Here is a 16,093-nt window from a genome sequence, read left to right as displayed (position 1 = left end):
CGGTCATGACCCGTGCGCTAGAGTATCCACCTGTCTGAATCACCGGTCCCTGCCATGTCTGCCTCCCCCATTGCCGACTACCACGCCTTCCCGGATGCCCAGGGCCACTTCGGCCGCTATGGCGGCAGCTTTGTCGCCGAAACCCTGGTCGGTCCGCTGCAGGAGCTGGCCCAGGCCTATGACCAGGCCCGCCAGGACCCCGCGTTCCAGGCGGCCTACGACCGCGATCTGGCTCATTACGTGGGCCGGCCGAGCCCGATCTATCATGCCCAGCGCCTGAGCGACCACGTCGGCGGCGCACAGATCCTGCTCAAGCGCGAGGACCTGAACCACACCGGCGCGCACAAGATCAACAACACCATCGGCCAGGCGCTGCTGGCGGCGCGGATGGGCAAGACGCGCATCATCGCCGAGACCGGCGCCGGCCAGCATGGCGTCGCCAGCGCCACCGTTGCCGCACGCCTGGGCCTGGAGTGCGTGGTGTACATGGGCGCCACCGACATCGAGCGGCAGAAGATCAATGTCTACCGGATGAAGCTGCTCGGCGCGACGGTGGTGCCGGTCACCTCCGGTTCGGCGACCCTGAAGGATGCGCTCAATGAAGCGATGCGCGACTGGGTGACCAACGTGCAGGACACCTTCTACATCATCGGCACCGTGGCGGGCCCGGACCCGTATCCGCGCATGGTGCGCGATTTCAATGCCATCGTCGGCCGCGAAGCGCGCGAACAGATGCTGGCCGAGTACGGCCGGCTGCCGGATGCGATCACGGCGTGCGTGGGCGGTGGCAGCAACGCGATCGGCCTGTTCCATGCCTTCCTCAACGACCGCCAGGTCGAGATCGTCGGCGCCGAAGCGGCCGGTGACGGTATCAACACAGGCCGCCATGCCGCCTCGATCGCGGCAGGGCGTCCAGGCGTGCTGCATGGCAACCGCACCTACGTGCTGTGCGACGACGACGGCCAGATCATCGAGACCCACTCGGTGTCGGCCGGCCTGGATTATCCGGGGGTCGGCCCGGAGCACGCGTTCCTGGCCGACAGCGGGCGCGCGCGCTATCTCGGCATCACCGACGAAGAAGCGCTGCAGGCGTTCCATCTGCTGGCACACACCGAGGGCATCCTGCCGGCGCTGGAGTCCAGCCACGCGCTGGCGCAGGCGATCAAGCTGGCGCGCGAGCGTCCGCGCGACCAGATCGTGCTGTGCAATCTGTCCGGGCGTGGCGACAAGGACGTGCATACCATCGCCGCACGCGAAGGGCTGGTGCTGTGAGGCCCATGCTGCGCCATGGCGGCGCGCTGGTACTGGCGGTGGGGCTGGGCGGCTGCACGCCGCCCGATCCGCCGGTGCTGGCGCCCGCGGCGACGTCTCCGGCGGCCATCGCCCCGGCCCGCCAGGTGGCCAGCAACGACGACGATGCCGCCCATCACCCGATCGAGGATGCACCGTTGCCTGCAGCAGGGGAGGTCACGGATGACGGGGCCGCGCCGACGGTGGCTTCGGTCGCGCTGGACCATGCCGGCGAGGTGCTGATCGGCCAGCCTTTCAGCGAACTGCAGGCCGAGGCGCAGTGGCACTCGGCGGGCCTCGCCGAGGCGACGGCCGGGCGCTGCGACTATTACGAGCGCGGCACGCTGCCCGAGGGCGTGGCGATGCTGGTGCAGGACGGCAACGTGGTGCGTTTCGACCTGGCTCCGATCGACGATTCGGGCCTGGTGGTGACCCAGCCCGGGCCGTTCGGACTGCGCCTGGACATGCCGCGTGCGCAGGTGCTGCAGCAGATGCCGCGGGGCGTCATCGCAGCTGCGCTGGGCGTTGATGCCGACGCCGGCGAATCCCTGCTCTGGCAGGACCCCGGTTCCGATCTGGCGATCCGCGTGGAGATCGTGGATGGCACCGTATCCAGAATGCATTGGGGCGCCAGCGGCGCCGTTGACCTGATCGAAGGATGTATCTGACATGCCCGTATCCCGACTCGACGCCTGTTTCCAGCGCCTGCGCGAACAGCAGCGCAAGGCACTGATTCCCTTCGTCACCGCTGGCGATCCTCTGCTGGAAGCAACCGTGCCGGTCATGCATGCACTGGTTGAGGCGGGCGCCGATGTGATCGAACTGGGGGTGCCGTTCTCCGATCCGATGGCCGACGGCCCGACCATCCAGCGCAGTTCCGAACGTGCGCTGGCGCGCGGTGCAGGCAGCCGTTACGTCCTGCAGGCGGTAGCGCAGTTCCGCCAGCGCGATGCGCAGACGCCGGTGGTGCTGATGGGCTATCTCAATCCTGTGGAGATCCATGGCTACGCGGCATTTGCCAAGGCCGCGGTGACCGCCGGCGTGGATGGCGTGCTGCTGGTCGACCTGCCGCCGGAGGAAGCCGGCGAAGCCCAGCAGGCCTTTGATGCGGAAGGCCTGGCCCTGGTCCTGCTTGCCTCCCCGACCACCAGCCCGGCACGCGCGGACAAACTGCTCGCGCTGGCGCGGGGCTACCTGTACTACGTCAGTTTTGCCGGTGTCACCGGTGCGTCCGACCGCCTCGACAGCGAGGCCGCCAGCGTACGCCTGCAGGCGCTGCGTGAACGGGCCACGGTCCCGGTGGTGGCCGGCTTCGGCATCCGCGATGCCGCCAGTGCGGCGGCCATGGCGCGCGAGGCAGACGGTGTGGTGGTGGGCAGCGCCCTGGTCGCGGCACTGGCCGAAGCGACCTCGGCCGAAGAGGCGGCCCAGCGGGCGCACGCATTCCTGGCGCCCCTGCGCCAGGCCCTGGACGCCTGACGGCAGCGCCCGGCCATGCCCGGCGGTGCGCGCTACGGCGTATCCGCCGGGCGTGGCCCGGCGCTGCCTGCGCTAAACGTACGTCCCAGCATGGTTTTTCCGCCGCCGCCCACAGGCCGGCAAGGGGTGCACGGGCGGGGAAAGCGGAGCTAGACTGTCCGCCTTTGCGGCCCCCGGGCCGCCCTGAACGGAAGTGTCCTCCCGCATGAGTTGGCTCAGCAAGTTGATGCCGTCCGGCATCCGCACCGACAACACCCCCAGCAAGAAGCGCAGCGTCCCCGAGGGCCTGTGGGAAAAGTGCAGCAACTGCGGCAGCGCGCTGTACCGGCCGGAACTGGAAGAGAACCTGGAGGTCTGCCCGAAGTGCGGTCACCACATGGCGATCCGCGCGCGCGCGCGCCTGGCCGCGCTGTTCGATGCGGACAGCACCACCGAGATCGGTGCGCGCCTGGGGCCGACCGACCTGCTGAAGTTCAAGGACCAGAAGAAGTACAGCGAGCGCATCAAGATCGCGCAGAAGAACACCGGCGAGTACGACGCGCTGATCGCCATGCGCGGCCTGCTCAAGGGCCGTCCGCTGGTCGCATCCTCGTTCGATTTCGCCTTCATGGGCGGTTCGATGGGTTCGGTGGTCGGCGAGCGCTTCTCGCTGGCGGCCGAGGCTGCCGTGGAGATCGGCGCGCCTTACGTCTGCTTCTCCGCCAGTGGCGGCGCGCGCATGCAGGAAGGCCTGTTCTCGCTGATGCAGATGGCCAAGACCTCGGCTGCGCTGGGCAAGCTGCGTGAAGCCGGCCTGCCGTACATCTCGGTGCTGACCCATCCCACCACCGGCGGCGTGTCGGCCTCGTTCGCGATGCTGGGTGACATCAACATCGCCGAGCCGCAGGCGCTGATCGGATTCGCCGGGCCGCGCGTGATCGAACAGACCGTGCGCGAGAAACTGCCGGAAGGTTTCCAGCGTTCGGAATTCCTGCTGGAGCATGGTGCCATCGACCAGATCTGCGACCGCCGCGAAATGCGTGACCGCCTGTCCGACCTGCTGGCGATGCTGGGCCGCCAGCCGGCGCCGGAGGTGGCTTGATGGGAGGCCGCAAGTACTTCGGTACTGATGGCATCCGCGGACGTGTCGGTGAGGGAGCGATCTCGGCCGACTTCGTGCTGCGCCTGGGCAATGCGCTGGGCCGCGTGCTGGTGGCCCGGCACGGCCAGGACGGGCGCCGCCCGATCGTGGTGATCGGCAAGGACACCCGCATTTCCGGCTACATGTTCGAGGCGGCGCTGGAGGCGGGCCTGGTCGCCGCCGGCACAGATGTGCAGCTGCTGGGCCCGATGCCCACCCCGGCGGTGGCGTTCCTGACCCGCACCTTGGGCGTTGATGCAGGCATCGTCATCAGTGCTTCGCACAATCCGCATTACGACAACGGCATCAAGTTCTTCTCCGCACAGGGCGAGAAACTGGACGACGCCACCGAACTGGCGCTGGAAGCCGCACTGGACGTGCCGTTCACCACGGCCGAATCGGAGCGGCTGGGCAAGGCGTCGCGCGCGCGCGAGGCGGTAGGCCGCTACATCGAGTTCTGCAAGGCCAGCGTGCCGCGTGCGTTCGATCTGCGTGGCGTACGTCTGGTGCTGGACTGCGCGCATGGTGCCACCTACCAGATCGCCCCGCTGCTGTTCCGCGAGCTGGGTGCCGAGGTCATCGGCATCGGTGCCGAGCCGAACGGGGTGAACATCAATGCCGGCGTCGGTTCGACCCATATCGACAACCTCGCCGCCAAGGTCCGCGAGACCCGTGCCGATCTCGGCATCGCCTTCGACGGTGACGGCGATCGCGTGCTGATGGCTGACGACCAGGGCAATCCGGTCGACGGCGATGATCTGCTGTACATCCTGGCACGCACCTGGCAGGCGGAAGGTCGCCTGCGTGGGCCGGTGGTCGGCACGCTGATGAGCAACTATGGACTGGAGAAGGCGCTGGCCGACCTGCAGATTCCGTTCCAGCGCAGCAACGTGGGCGACCGCTACGTGCACCAGGCACTGATCGAAGGTGACGGCGTGCTCGGTGGCGAAGCGTCGGGCCATCTGCTGTGCCTGGACCGGGCCACGACCGGTGACGGCATCGTCAGTGCGCTGCAGGTGCTGCTTGCGCTGCGCAGCAGCGGACAGACGCTGCGGCAGGCGTTGCAGCCGCTGGTGAAGGTCCCGCAGAAGACGGTGAACGTGCGCTTGGGCAATGTCTCGGCCAAGACCACCGTGCAGGCCGAAAGCGTGCAGTCGGCACTGCTGGAGGCGCAGCAGGCCGTGGCCGGCCGTGGGCGCGCATTCCTGCGCCCGTCCGGCACCGAGCCGGTGGTGCGGGTGACGGTCGAGGCCGATGACGCAACACTGATGCAGGACACGCTGGATCGCCTGTCGGCCGCAGTGAAGGCCGCCGCCGCGGCCTGAGCCCGCAGGTGGTTCCGCAACGGACAACGCCCCGGACGACCGGGGCGTTTTCTGTTCAGGGGGCCGCTGCTGGGCCGAGGCGGACTCAGGGGCCCGGCACCATCTTCTTCTGGCGGGCCTTGAAGCCGTTGAACAGCGGCGCGATCAACGGGTTGTAGCTCTGCGCGATGCGCTTGCGCAACCAGCTGGCCGGCCGGTTGCGGATCGCGAAGCGGTAGATGCGCTCGGGATCGCCGCCGATCACGTTGCGGCCGAACGGGTGGGTGGTATGCAGGTAACGGAACCCCTGCTCGCGCGCGACTTCGACATGGTCATCGTCGAAGTCACCGTACGGCCAGCACAATGTGTCCGAAACTGCGCCCAGCTTGTCCTGCAGGACCTGGCGCGAGAGGGCCGGGTCGTTGCTGATGCCGGCCCGGCGCTGCGCGCGGTCCAGGTCGTCGCGGCGCAACCAGCGTGTATGGGTGTGGGTATGGCAATGCACCTCGAAGGTGCCCGCGTCGATCGCCGCGCGCGCTTCGCTCCAGCGCATCATCACATCGTCGCTGCGCCCCTGCTCGTAGATGGCGGCCTCGCAGCCGCGATGGTCCGGCGTTGCCGGCAGTACCGCGCCGGGCAGGCCTGCATGCGGCCGCACCGGGCCTTCGCCCATCCATCCGGTGACCACGAACACCACCGCGTGCATGCCGTACTTCTGCAGGATCGGATGCGCGTAGACCCAGTTGTCCAGGTAGCCATCGTCGAAGGTGATGACGATCGACCGGCGCGGCACCGGCCTGCCGGCCAGGAACCCGGCGTACTGCTCCAGTGTCAGTGAGGTCCAGCCACTGTTGGCCAGCCAGGCAATCTGGCTTTCGAAATTCTCCGGCGACACCGTGATCATGCCGGGCGACGGACTGACGTGATGGTGCATCAGCACCGGTACGGTTCGGGCATCAGCCATGTCCCAGCTCCTTCAGCCACTGGCGGTAGTAGTGTTCGGTGGTCTCGCCGTGGCCGGTGGGTGTGAAGCGGTGCGCAGCGCGCATCCATTCCCAGCCGGCACGGCCCATCTGCCGGCGCCGTTCCGGATCGTCCACCAGCAGGCGCAGAGCGCCCGTCAGGGCAGCATTGTCGCCCAGCCGGGTGAGGATCGCATTGCTGCCGTCCACGACCATCTCCGGCACGCCACCAACCCGCGTCGCCACGATCGGCACGCCGACGTACGCCGCTTCCAGGAACACGGTGCCGGCGGCTTCCTTGTGCGAGGCGAGGGCGAAGATATCGAAGCCGGCCATCAGCCGGCAGGCGCCGTCGCGGTAGCCGAGCAGGTGGACCTGCGACTGCAGGCCGTGCTCGGCGCACATCGCCTGCAGGTGCTCCATCACTGGCTGCCCGTCGCCGATCACCACCAGGTGCAGGTTCGGATTGGCCTTGCACAGCGGCACCATTGCCTGCAGCAGATCGGCATGGCCCTTGGGCTCGCGCAGCACCGCCACGCAGCCGACCACGATGTCCTGTTCGCCGAAGCCGAGCTCGGCACGGACTTCGGCACGCACGTCCTGCAGGCACTGCCACGGATCTTCCTTGCGGATATCGGTCCAGCGCGGTGGAACCGCGATCGGCGGCACGATGCCGATGCGCTCAGCGGGAATGCCACGGTCGGCCAGCAGCTGCTTGACGAAGCTGCTGACGGTCAGCACCCGGTGCGGCAGGCCGGTATAGGTCAGCAGCGAGTTGACCGGACTCATCAGGTGGCGCGAGCGCACCACCAGCGGCGCACCGCCGAGGCGGGCGCCGGCGGCGGCAATCAAGGCGTCGCGACGGCTGGTGGTGTTCACCACGTCATAGCGTTCGCGGCGCACCAGGCGCGAAACCGACCAGATGCCGCGCAGCAGGCGCGCCAGCCCTCCCATGCGCAGCGTATGCACGGTGAAGCCGTCATCGCGCGCCAGCTGCGCCAGCCGTGCCTCGGGCTGGCACAGCAGCGAGACGTCGTGGCCGCGCGCGCGCATGGCCTGCATGTGGCGGAAGATGTAGATCTCCTGCCCGCCCATTCCCTTGGCGGCTTCGGTGTGCAGGATGCGCAGCGAACGTTTCATGCGGACTCGATCCTTGATATCAACGATTGCGGAAGCGCGTCAGCGCTTCCCAGGCGGAACGGATCGCGGCTGCGTCCGGCGCCTGTTGTGGCAGTGGGCGATAGTGCCGATCCAGCGCGGTGGCATTGCCGAACTTGTCGAACACGTAGAGGGCATCGCCGTGGCGGACGGCGCGCTGCGACCAGCTCTCCACCACCAGGGCACGGAGCCCTTCCGGGGCCGCCAGCAGATCCTGGCCGGTGCTGTAGTCGGCCAGCGGGTTCTCGCAGCCCAGGGCGTGCCGCATCAGCGTGGGCACCCAATCCTCATGCGAGCTGGTGCGCGCATCACGGCCGCTGGCCTCGCCCGGCCAGTGCAGCACGAACGGCACCTGCAACTGGTAGTCGGAGAAGTTGCCGTTGTGGCCCCAGTAGTTCAGCGCGAGGTCGTTGAACTCCTCTGCGTGATCGCCAGTGACCAGCACGATGGTGTCCTGCTCCAGGCCCTGCGCACGCAGGGTATCGAGCAGCGATCCGACCAGGCTGTCGGCGTAGTGGACGGAGGTGTGATAGCGGTTCAGTTCCGGCGTCGGATCGTGGTCCGGCCCGAACTTGAGGAAGTCGATGTCCGCGGCCACCGGCGTGGCCAGGGGCGGATAGTCGGCCGGCAGGTGGTAGGGCGCGTGGGTGGAATCGAGGAACACGAAACCGAACCACGGGCGCTGCGCGGCCTGGCTGCTACGGATGTCCTGCTGCAGCGACGCGACGATGGCACGGTCGCGGCCATCGGGCTTCAGTGCCGACGGCCCCTGGTGCAGCTGGTCACGGACATCGGCGAACACGGTGCGGTCGAATTCAGGGCTGTACATCGGCGCGCTGCCGTACAGGTGCAGGTCATAGCCCTGCTGTCCCAGGACCTGGAACAGCTGCGAGCCACGCTGCTCGTCAAGCATGCTTGCCCAGTAGCCACCGGGAAGGCCGTAGAGCAGGCCGAACAGGCCGTAGCGGGTGGCGTTGCCGGTGCTGAAGTGATGCTCGTAGACGCGGGAGGACTGCGCCAATGCCGTGGTGTTCGGCATGATCTGTGGCGTCAGCACATCGTGGCGGAGTGATTCGAGTACCACCATCAGCACGTTCGGCCGCCGGTGGCTCTGGCAGCGCAGCGGATGCAGCGGGTAGTGCAGCTGGGCATGGCGGGGGTCGGGCAGGCCCGCCTGCTGCTGGCTGACCACGCCCAGGCGACGCATGAAGCTCTTGGCGGTGATCGGCTGCGCCCAGGGCAGGTAGTTCCACTGGCTGATCACGTCACGCTCGCCGCGTGCATCGTAATAGGCGGTCGCCACCTGGCCACCTGCCATCAGCAGGATGACCAGTGTCCATGCCTGCAGGACGTGGCGCCGTCGGGGCAGGGCGGGCAGCAGCTTCCAGCAGGCCCACGCCAGCAGGGCTTCGGCGGCGAAGATGGCCGATACCAGGGCGATCGCCTGCAGCCAGGTCTTCCACGACAGTGCGACCTGATCGTGCAGCGCGCCGCCGAACACCATGTTCGCCACCATGGCATTGAGGTGGAAGCGGTACAGCGCGAACACCTTGGCATCGACCAGCAGCAGGCACAGCCACAGGCCCTGCAGCACCACCGCGCCGATGCTCAGAGGACGCGCGCTGCGGGCCCACAGTCCGAGCAGCAGCGGCAGCAGGCCGGCCAGCGCGCCGAACGCCAGCAGGTGGCCGGGCAGGGCAACGGCCAGATACGCCAGGCCGACGGGGCCGCCGGGGTTGTCCCGCAGCGGCACGTTCCCCAGGGTGATGACGGCTGCCAGTACGGCGTTTGCCGCCACGAACAAGGACCACCAGGCCAGCCGGCGCCAGTGCTGGGTACAACCGGGTCGGGAAGCTGGATCGGCGGCGGGTGGAGCGGAGGGCATCGTCGGTACGTGTTCAGCAGGAGCGGGACAAGGGGGCGGCGCCGCCGCGGCCGGCGGATCCGCGCGCGGGTCGCGCATTGTATCGGTTTGTTTCAACGTATCGGTGTCGACCTGCGGGCGATCTGTCACAATGTTCAGGTGGGCCCTGAATGCGGCGGCCCTCCAGACCCAATGACAAGCCAGGAACCGCTGTGAGCCAGATCCCGACCCTCGACATCACCCGTTTTGACAGCGACCGCGAGGCCTTCGTGGCCGAGCTGGGGGCGGCCTATCGCCAATGGGGATTCGCGGGCATCCGCAACCACGGCATTCCGCAGGCCGACATCGACGCGGCCTACGATGTCTTCAAGGCCTTCTTCGCCCTGCCGGAGGAGATCAAGCGGAAGTACCACGTGGCCGGCGGGGGCGGTGCACGTGGCTATACCCCGTTCGGCGTGGAAACCGCGAAGGGGTCCAAGCACTTCGATCTGAAGGAGTTCTGGCACATCGGCCGGGAGATCGGCGACGACTCCAGGTACCGCGACGTGATGCCGCCGAACCTGTGGCCGACCGAGGTCGAGGGCTTCCGTGAGCGGGGCTACGGCCTGTACCAGGCGCTGGACAACCTCGGGTCGCGCGTGCTGTCGGCGCTGGCGCTGCACATCGGCCTGCCGGAGGATTTCTTCGCCGACAAGACCAATTTCGGCAACTCGATCCTGCGCCCGATCCATTACCCGCCGATCACCACCGACGACATTCCCAACGTGCGTGCCGGTGCGCATGGCGACATCAACTTCATCACCCTGCTGGTTGGTGCCAGTGCGGCGGGCCTGGAGGTGCAGTCGCACGATGGCAAGTGGGTGCCGTTCACGTCGGATGCGGACACCATCGTGGTCAACATCGGCGACATGCTGCAGCGCCTGACCAATCACGTGTATCCCTCCACCATCCATCGCGTGGTCAATCCCCCGGGCGAGCTGGCCCGCCAGCCGCGCTACTCGGTGCCGTTCTTCCTGCACCCGAACCCGGACTTCCTGATCGACGTGCTGCCGTCCTGCATCACCCCGGAGAACCCGAGCCGGTATCCGGAGCCGATCACCGCCCACGGCTTCCTCGAGGAACGCCTGCGCGAGATCAAGCTGAAGTAATGGAAAGGCCGCCGCGAGGCGGCCTTTCCATTACGGGTAGCGCCGGGCCGTGCCCGGCGAGCGCAGTGGAAGGTGCCCGGCAGGGCGGCACCCTGCACCCGCAGAGGCCAAAGCCAAAGCTAAAGCCAAAGCGGCTCTCGGATGTTCCGTGGGGAGGCGGGGAGGTGTCGGATGGCGGGGTGTCCGCGGCATGGATGCCGCGGCCAAGCCCCCAGGGATGGGTTTACGGCGTCCCCGCCATCCGACACCTCCCCGCCTTCGACAGTTTCCCGGTGACGGATGGATGAGATCTGTCACACCGAGGTGGGGCAGGGGTCAGATCCGGATCTGACCCCGGTAGTCACCTGCAATGCCGCTTTTGCCTTTGATCTTCTTTTCTCTTTCCGTGGCGGGCGGAACCGCCGGAATGTGTCAGAAGCCGGGCGGGTGGGGCTGCGCAGGGGCGTGAGCCGCATGGATGCGGCGATCGAGCTTACAGGGACGTACTTGCAGCGTCCCCTGTGCAGTCCCGCCCGCCCGGCCAGGCCGATCAACTACCCGGGGCTCCCCGCGACCAACCCCGCCCCCGCCACGAGGGGCCGCGCCGTTGGCTGGAAATCCATGTAACCGCTTACATGGAAACGGATTTTTGCCGTAACGGGTATCATGACCGGCTGACTTCACACAGGAGCCACCCGCTCATGCGCCGCAAGATCGTCGCCGGAAACTGGAAGCTGCATGGCAGCCGTCAATTCGCCAATGAACTGCTGGGGCAGGTGGCTGCGGGGCTGCCGCTGGACGGGGTCGATGTCGTCATCCTGCCGCCGCTGCCGTACCTGGGCGAGCTGGTCGAGGAGTTCGGCGCGACCGGCATGACCTTCGGTGCCCAGGACGTGAGCAGCAACGAGAAGGGGGCCTACACCGGCGAAGTGTGCGCGGCCATGCTGCACGAGGTCGGTGCCCGTTACGGCCTGGTTGGACATTCCGAGCGTCGCCAGTACCACCACGAGAGCAGCGAACTGGTTGCCCGCAAGTTCGCCGCTGCCCTGCATGCCGGCCTGGTGCCGGTACTGTGCGTGGGTGAGACCCTGGAGCAGCGCGAGGCCGGACAGACCGAATCGGTCATCGCCAGCCAGCTGGCGCCGGTGCTGGATCTCGTCGGTGCCGACGGCTTCGCCAGCGCCGTGGTCGCCTACGAGCCGGTCTGGGCGATCGGCACCGGCCGCACCGCGAGCAAGGAGCAGGCGCAGCAGGTGCACGCGTTCATCCGTGGCGAAGTCGCGCGCATCGATGCTAGAATTGCTGATTCACTGCCCATTCTTTACGGCGGCAGCGTGAAGCCCGACAATGCCGGGGAACTGTTCGCGCAGCCGGATGTCGATGGTGGGCTGGTCGGTGGCGCCTCCCTGGTGGCCGCGGACTTCCTGGCCATCGCGAAGGCGGCGGCCGCGAACTAAATCCTAGAAGTATTGTCCGAGGGCGGATTTCCAATGCTGATGTTGATCCTCAATGTCGTCTACGTGCTGGTTGCCGTAGCCATGATCGCGCTGATCCTGATGCAGCGTGGCTCGGGCGCAGCGGCTGGTTCGGGCTTTGGTGCCGGTGCCTCGGGAACGGTGTTCGGTGCGCGTGGCGCCTCGAACTTCCTGTCCAAGTCGACCAAGTGGCTGGCCGTGGTGTTCTTCGGCATCAGTCTCTTCATGGCCTGGTATGCCGGCCACGGCAGCCGTCCTGCCGCCGAGCAGGACCTGGGTCTGATGTCCGCCCCGGCGGCCAGCGCTCCGGCCGCCCCTGCGGGCGAACTGCCGGCCGTTCCGAAGGCCGATGAGGTCCCGGCAGCCCCGGTTCCGGCGGCGACTGTGCCGGCTCAGGCGGAATCTTCGGTTTCTGGTGAAGAAAAGCCGTCGGAAGGCTCCCAGAAAGACTGAAGCCGGTTACAATACGCGGCGCATCGGGAAGATAGTCTGATGTGATCGTTTGCCCAGGTGGCGGAATTGGTAGACGCACTACCTTGAGGTGGTAGCGACGCAAGTCGTAGGGGTTCGAGTCCCCTCTTGGGCACCATTTGTAAGTAAAGCGGGTTCACCTGGCGCGCAATGCGCCAGGGCGATTCCCGTCCACTCCCCCATGCCAAAGCGCCTGCAGGCGCAGCGGCAGAGGCAAGAGAGAATCGCTGTGCTGGCCGAATATTTGCCGTCTCTGCTGTTTCTGATCGTTGCCACCGGTATCGGCGTCGTGCTGATGCTGGTCGGCCGACTCCTCGGTCCCCGCCGCCCTGATCTGGAAAAGCTCTCGCCGTACGAGTGCGGCTTCGAGGCGTTCGAAGACGCGCGCATGAAGTTCGATGTGCGCTATTACCTGATCGCGATCCAGTTCATCGTCTTCGACCTGGAAATCATCTTCATCGTGCCGTGGACCCAGGTCTTCATGGAGCTGGGTGCCCGTTCGCTGGTCACCATGGGCCTGTTCGTCGGCATGCTGTTCCTCGGTTTCATTTACGTCTGGAAGAAGGGAGCGCTGGAATGGGAGTGATTCAGACGCTCGATGGCCTGATGAACAATCCGACCCCGGAAGGGCGGGTTGATGACATCCTGCGGCCGGAAGGCGACAATCCCCTGCTGGAAAAAGGCTTCGTCACCACCAGCGTCGACGCCCTGCTGAACTGGGCGCGTACCGGCTCGATGTGGCCGATGACCTTCGGCCTGGCCTGCTGTGCCGTGGAGATGATGCACGCCGGCGCCGCGCGCCTGGACCTGGACCGTTACGGCGTGGTGTTCCGCCCGTCGCCGCGCCAGTCCGACGTGATGATCGTCGCCGGTACGCTGGTCAACAAGATGGCCCCGGCACTGCGCAAGGTCTACGACCAGATGCCCGACCCCAAGTGGGTGATCTCCATGGGCAGCTGTGCCAATGGCGGTGGTTATTACCACTATTCCTATTCTGTCGTGCGCGGCTGTGATCGCGTGGTGCCGGTGGACGTCTACGTCCCGGGCTGCCCGCCGACCGCCGAGGCGCTGGTGTACGGGATCCTGCAGCTGCAGAAGAAGATCTGGCGTACACAGACCATCGCCCGCTGACCCCTTCACCTGACAAGAGCGCGCCAAGCCCCCATGGCAGAGCAAGCATCCTTCATCGACCGACTCTCCGCACGTTTCGCTGGTGCGAAGGTCATCGTGGTCGAACCCCGCGGCGAAGTGACGCTGGAAGTGCCTGCCGCCGAGTGGCACGCCACCGCCCTGGCGCTGCGTGACGAGTTCGGTTTCGAGCAGGCCGTGGACCTCTGCGGCGTGGACTACCTGGGCTATGGCTCCGACGAATGGGACACCGCCGACGTGTCCTCGCACGGCTTCAGCCGCGGCGTCGAGGGCAAGGCGCAGGGCCGCTTCGCGTGGGGCGAGTTCCCCAGCGAGGAGAGTGCCGAAGGCGCTCGCCCGCAGCACATGCCGACCCAGCGCTTTGCCGTGGTGGCGCAGCTGCGCTCGTACCAGCACAACCTGATGATGCACCTGCGCTGCTTCGCACCTGACGAAGCACTGCCGGTGGTGTCCTCGCTGACCGGCATCTGGCCGGGCCTGAACTGGTTCGAGCGTGAAGCGTTCGATCTGTATGGCGTGATCTTCGAAGGCCACCCGGACCTGCGCCGGATCCTGACCGACTACGGTTTCGTCGGCCATCCGTTCCGCAAGGACTTCCCGCTGATCGGCAATGTCGAAGTGCGCTACGACGAAGAAAAGAAGCGCGTGATCTACGAACCGGTCACCTCGGTTGAGCCGCGTGTCGGCGTGCCGCGCGTGATCCGCGACGACGCCCGTCTGCAGACCGCAGCCGGCGAGCGCGCGCAGGAGGCAGTGAAGTGAGCCACGTACACCAGGCCGGCGAAGCGTTCGCCAGCAATGCCGCCGAAAGCCGGCAGGAAATCCGCAACTACACCATGAACTTCGGCCCGCAGCATCCGGCCGCGCATGGCGTGCTGCGCCTGATCCTGGAGATGGACGGCGAGACCATCATGCGCGCCGACCCGCACGTCGGCCTGCTGCATCGTGGTACCGAGAAGCTGGCCGAGTCCAAGCCGTTCAACCAGTCGATCGGCTACATGGATCGCCTGGATTACGTGTCGATGATGTGCAACGAGCACGCCTACGTGCGCGCGATCGAGACCCTGATGGGGATCGAGGCGCCGGAGCGTGCGCAGTACATCCGTACCATGTACGACGAGATCACCCGCATCCTCAACCACCTGATGTGGCTGGGTTCCAACGCGCTCGACCTGGGCGCGATGGCGGTGATGCTGTATGCCTTCCGCGAGCGCGAAGAGCTGATGGACTGCTACGAAGCGGTTTCCGGCGCGCGCATGCACGCGGCGTACTACCGTCCGGGCGGTGTCTACCGCGACCTGCCGGACCACATGCCGAAGTACAAGGAATCCCGTTGGCACAAGGGCAAGGCGCTGAAGCAGCTCAATGCTTCGCGCGAGGGCTCGCTGCTGGATTTCCTGGAGAACTTCACCAATGAGTTCCCGGGTCGCGTCGACGAGTACGAAACCCTGCTGACCGACAACCGCATCTGGAAGCAGCGCACCGTCGGCATCGGCGTGGTCACCCCGGAACTGGCGCACCAGTGGGGCATGACCGGCGTCATGCTGCGCGGCTCGGGCATCGCCTGGGATCTGCGCAAGAAGCGTCCGTATGCCAAGTACGATGCCGTTGATTTCGACATTCCGCTGGGCAAGGAAGGCGACTGCTACGACCGTTATCTGGTCCGCGTCGCCGAGATGCGTGAGTCCAACCGCATCATCAAGCAGTGCGTGGCATGGCTGAAGGCCAACCCCGGCCCGGTCATGGTCAAGAACTTCAAGGTCGCTCCGCCCAGCCGCGAGGACATGAAGGACGACATGGAAGCGCTGATCCACCACTTCAAGCTGTTCAGCGAAGGCTACTGCGTGCCGGCCGGCGAGACCTACTCGGCGGTGGAGGCCCCGAAGGGTGAGTTCGGCTGCTACCTGGTTTCCGACGGCGCCAACAAGCCCTTCCGCGTGCACCTGCGTGCGCCGGGCTTCGCCCACCTGTCCTCGATCGACTCGGTCGTGCGCGGCCACATGCTGGCCGACGTGGTGGCGATGATCGGTACCTACGATCTGGTGTTCGGCGAGGTTGACCGGTAATGCCGTCTGCCACGCCAACGCCTGCTGCAGGCAGCCGGCGCAAGCCGGCGCCGCAGTTCCTGGAATTTCACGTTATGCATTTCGCTGAGGTCGGCCGATGAAGGCGACAGGTAATTTCGAGGCGGCGCGCGACGTCGACCCGATGGTGGTGCTGAGCGACAAGACCCGCGCTCACATCGATCACTGGCTGTCCAAGTTCCCGCCGGACCGCAAGCGCTCTGCCGTGCTGCAGGGCCTGCATGCGGCCCAGGAGCAGAATGAGGGCTGGCTGACCGACGAGCTGATCGCCGGCGTGGCCAAGTACCTGGACCTGCCGCCGGTGTGGGCCTACGAGGTCGCCAGCTTCTACTCGATGTTCGAGACCGAGAAGGTGGGCCGCAACAACGTGGCCATCTGCACCAACATCAGCTGCTGGCTCAATGGCGCCGAGGACATCGTGCGCCACTGCGAGAAGAAGCTGGGCATCAAGCACGGCGAATCGACCCCGGACGGCCGCGTCTACCTCAAGCGCGAGGAAGAGTGCCTGGCCGGCTGCGGCGGTGCGCCGATGATGGTCATCAACGGTCACTACCATGAGCGTCTGACCCTGGAAAAGGTCGACGAGCTGCTGGACGGGCTGGAGTAAGGG

At 66.9% G+C, this 16,093-nt stretch carries 16 protein-coding genes and 1 tRNA gene; 14 read left to right on the top strand and 3 right to left on the bottom strand.

The annotated features are described in order from the left end of the window. Positions 1–54 precede the first annotated feature (54 nt). The 5 genes from trpB to glmM all read left to right on the top strand — a co-directional run bounded on the left by trpB (position 55) and on the right by glmM (position 5,214). Positions 55–1,272 (top strand): tryptophan synthase subunit beta, encoded by a 1,218-nt coding sequence (gene trpB / locus N5J29_RS07535; protein WP_053520073.1) that lies wholly within the window; start codon positions 55–57, stop codon positions 1,270–1,272. After that, positions 1,269–1,958, top strand: a complete 690-nt coding sequence (locus N5J29_RS07530) for a hypothetical protein (protein ID WP_164152037.1) — start codon at positions 1,269–1,271, stop codon at positions 1,956–1,958. The genes trpB and N5J29_RS07530 overlap by 4 nt, the downstream gene beginning before the upstream one ends. A gap of 1 nt (position 1,959) precedes the next feature. Next, positions 1,960–2,769 carry a tryptophan synthase subunit alpha gene (trpA, locus tag N5J29_RS07525; protein WP_053520075.1) on the top strand — a complete coding sequence of 270 codons (810 nt, stop codon included), beginning with the start codon at positions 1,960–1,962 and terminating at the stop codon, positions 2,767–2,769. A gap of 205 nt (positions 2,770–2,974) precedes the next feature. Further along, on the top strand, positions 2,975–3,850 hold the full coding sequence (gene accD / locus N5J29_RS07520) for an acetyl-CoA carboxylase, carboxyltransferase subunit beta (RefSeq protein ID WP_053520076.1): 876 nt from the start codon (positions 2,975–2,977) through the stop codon (positions 3,848–3,850). After that, on the top strand, positions 3,850–5,214 hold the full coding sequence (gene glmM / locus N5J29_RS07515; RefSeq protein WP_053520077.1) for a phosphoglucosamine mutase: 1,365 nt from the start codon (positions 3,850–3,852) through the stop codon (positions 5,212–5,214). The genes accD and glmM overlap by 1 nt, the downstream gene beginning before the upstream one ends. 85 nt (positions 5,215–5,299) lie before the next feature. Here glmM and N5J29_RS07510 read toward each other — a convergent pair whose 3' ends face one another. From N5J29_RS07510 to N5J29_RS07500, 3 genes are read right to left on the bottom strand one after another with little or no spacing between them, the layout of a single operon-like run. After that, complete coding sequence (locus tag N5J29_RS07510) at positions 5,300–6,157, bottom strand: polysaccharide deacetylase family protein (protein ID WP_164152039.1); 858 nt, start codon at positions 6,155–6,157, stop codon at positions 5,300–5,302. Continuing rightward, positions 6,150–7,295 (bottom strand): glycosyltransferase family 4 protein, encoded by a 1,146-nt coding sequence (locus N5J29_RS07505; protein WP_164152041.1) that lies wholly within the window; start codon positions 7,293–7,295, stop codon positions 6,150–6,152. Before N5J29_RS07505 ends, N5J29_RS07510 begins: the two co-directional genes overlap by 8 nt. 19 nt (positions 7,296–7,314) lie before the next feature. Continuing rightward, positions 7,315–9,198 carry a DUF3413 domain-containing protein gene (locus tag N5J29_RS07500; protein WP_164152043.1) on the bottom strand — a complete coding sequence of 628 codons (1,884 nt, stop codon included), beginning with the start codon at positions 9,196–9,198 and terminating at the stop codon, positions 7,315–7,317. Positions 9,199–9,347: 149 nt separating this feature from the next. On the opposite strand from N5J29_RS07500, the gene N5J29_RS07495 reads away from it, so the two are divergent. The 9 genes from N5J29_RS07495 to nuoE all read left to right on the top strand — a co-directional run bounded on the left by N5J29_RS07495 (position 9,348) and on the right by nuoE (position 16,090). Further along, positions 9,348–10,325 (top strand): 2-oxoglutarate and iron-dependent oxygenase domain-containing protein, encoded by a 978-nt coding sequence (locus N5J29_RS07495; protein ID WP_053520081.1) that lies wholly within the window; start codon positions 9,348–9,350, stop codon positions 10,323–10,325. A 680-nt stretch (positions 10,326–11,005) separates the two neighbouring features. Next, the gene (gene tpiA, locus N5J29_RS07490) at positions 11,006–11,761 is read left to right on the top strand and encodes a triose-phosphate isomerase (RefSeq protein WP_053519907.1); all 756 of its coding nucleotides are present in this window, start codon (positions 11,006–11,008) and stop codon (positions 11,759–11,761) included. 33 nt (positions 11,762–11,794) lie between these two features. Next, the gene (gene secG / locus N5J29_RS07485) at positions 11,795–12,232 is read left to right on the top strand and encodes a preprotein translocase subunit SecG (protein ID WP_065175541.1); all 438 of its coding nucleotides are present in this window, start codon (positions 11,795–11,797) and stop codon (positions 12,230–12,232) included. 51 nt (positions 12,233–12,283) lie between these two features. After that, positions 12,284–12,368: transfer RNA gene (locus N5J29_RS07480), tRNA-Leu, on the top strand. Positions 12,369–12,479: 111 nt separating this feature from the next. Continuing rightward, the gene (locus N5J29_RS07475; RefSeq protein WP_053519909.1) at positions 12,480–12,836 is read left to right on the top strand and encodes an NADH-quinone oxidoreductase subunit A; all 357 of its coding nucleotides are present in this window, start codon (positions 12,480–12,482) and stop codon (positions 12,834–12,836) included. Continuing rightward, the gene (locus N5J29_RS07470; protein WP_005410463.1) at positions 12,827–13,381 is read left to right on the top strand and encodes an NADH-quinone oxidoreductase subunit B; all 555 of its coding nucleotides are present in this window, start codon (positions 12,827–12,829) and stop codon (positions 13,379–13,381) included. Before N5J29_RS07475 ends, N5J29_RS07470 begins: the two co-directional genes overlap by 10 nt. A 33-nt stretch (positions 13,382–13,414) precedes the next feature. Next, positions 13,415–14,161, top strand: a complete 747-nt coding sequence (locus N5J29_RS07465) for an NADH-quinone oxidoreductase subunit C (RefSeq protein WP_065181852.1) — start codon at positions 13,415–13,417, stop codon at positions 14,159–14,161. Beyond that, positions 14,158–15,465, top strand: coding sequence for an NADH-quinone oxidoreductase subunit D (locus tag N5J29_RS07460; RefSeq protein WP_053519911.1), 1,308 nt, complete (start codon positions 14,158–14,160; stop codon positions 15,463–15,465). The genes N5J29_RS07465 and N5J29_RS07460 overlap by 4 nt, the downstream gene beginning before the upstream one ends. 97 nt (positions 15,466–15,562) lie before the next feature. Beyond that, positions 15,563–16,090, top strand: coding sequence for an NADH-quinone oxidoreductase subunit NuoE (nuoE, locus tag N5J29_RS07455; RefSeq protein ID WP_006381132.1), 528 nt, complete (start codon positions 15,563–15,565; stop codon positions 16,088–16,090). The last annotated feature ends 3 nt before the right edge of the window (positions 16,091–16,093 follow it).

Source organism: Stenotrophomonas sp. GD03680, from assembly GCF_029844625.1.
Taxonomy (GTDB): domain Bacteria; phylum Pseudomonadota; class Gammaproteobacteria; order Xanthomonadales; family Xanthomonadaceae; genus Stenotrophomonas; species Stenotrophomonas maltophilia_P.
Note: the sequence above shows the minus strand (reverse complement) of the source record. Positions and strands in the feature narration are given on the sequence as shown.

Coding starts and splice junctions, on each gene's coding strand:
- glmM (WP_053520077.1), top strand. CDS start 3,850: ATGGGAGGCCGCAAGTACTTCGGTACTGATGGCATCCGCGGACGTGTC.
- N5J29_RS07505 (WP_164152041.1), bottom strand. CDS start 7,295: ATGAAACGTTCGCTGCGCATCCTGCACACCGAAGCCGCCAAGGGAATG.
- trpA (WP_053520075.1), top strand. CDS start 1,960: ATGCCCGTATCCCGACTCGACGCCTGTTTCCAGCGCCTGCGCGAACAG.
- N5J29_RS07465 (WP_065181852.1), top strand. CDS start 13,415: ATGGCAGAGCAAGCATCCTTCATCGACCGACTCTCCGCACGTTTCGCT.
- trpB (WP_053520073.1), top strand. CDS start 55: ATGTCTGCCTCCCCCATTGCCGACTACCACGCCTTCCCGGATGCCCAG.
- accD (WP_053520076.1), top strand. CDS start 2,975: ATGAGTTGGCTCAGCAAGTTGATGCCGTCCGGCATCCGCACCGACAAC.
- tpiA (WP_053519907.1), top strand. CDS start 11,006: ATGCGCCGCAAGATCGTCGCCGGAAACTGGAAGCTGCATGGCAGCCGT.
- N5J29_RS07470 (WP_005410463.1), top strand. CDS start 12,827: ATGGGAGTGATTCAGACGCTCGATGGCCTGATGAACAATCCGACCCCG.
- N5J29_RS07510 (WP_164152039.1), bottom strand. CDS start 6,157: ATGGCTGATGCCCGAACCGTACCGGTGCTGATGCACCATCACGTCAGT.
- N5J29_RS07495 (WP_053520081.1), top strand. CDS start 9,348: ATGCGGCGGCCCTCCAGACCCAATGACAAGCCAGGAACCGCTGTGAGC.
- secG (WP_065175541.1), top strand. CDS start 11,795: ATGCTGATGTTGATCCTCAATGTCGTCTACGTGCTGGTTGCCGTAGCC.
- N5J29_RS07500 (WP_164152043.1), bottom strand. CDS start 9,198: ATGCCCTCCGCTCCACCCGCCGCCGATCCAGCTTCCCGACCCGGTTGT.
- nuoE (WP_006381132.1), top strand. CDS start 15,563: ATGAAGGCGACAGGTAATTTCGAGGCGGCGCGCGACGTCGACCCGATG.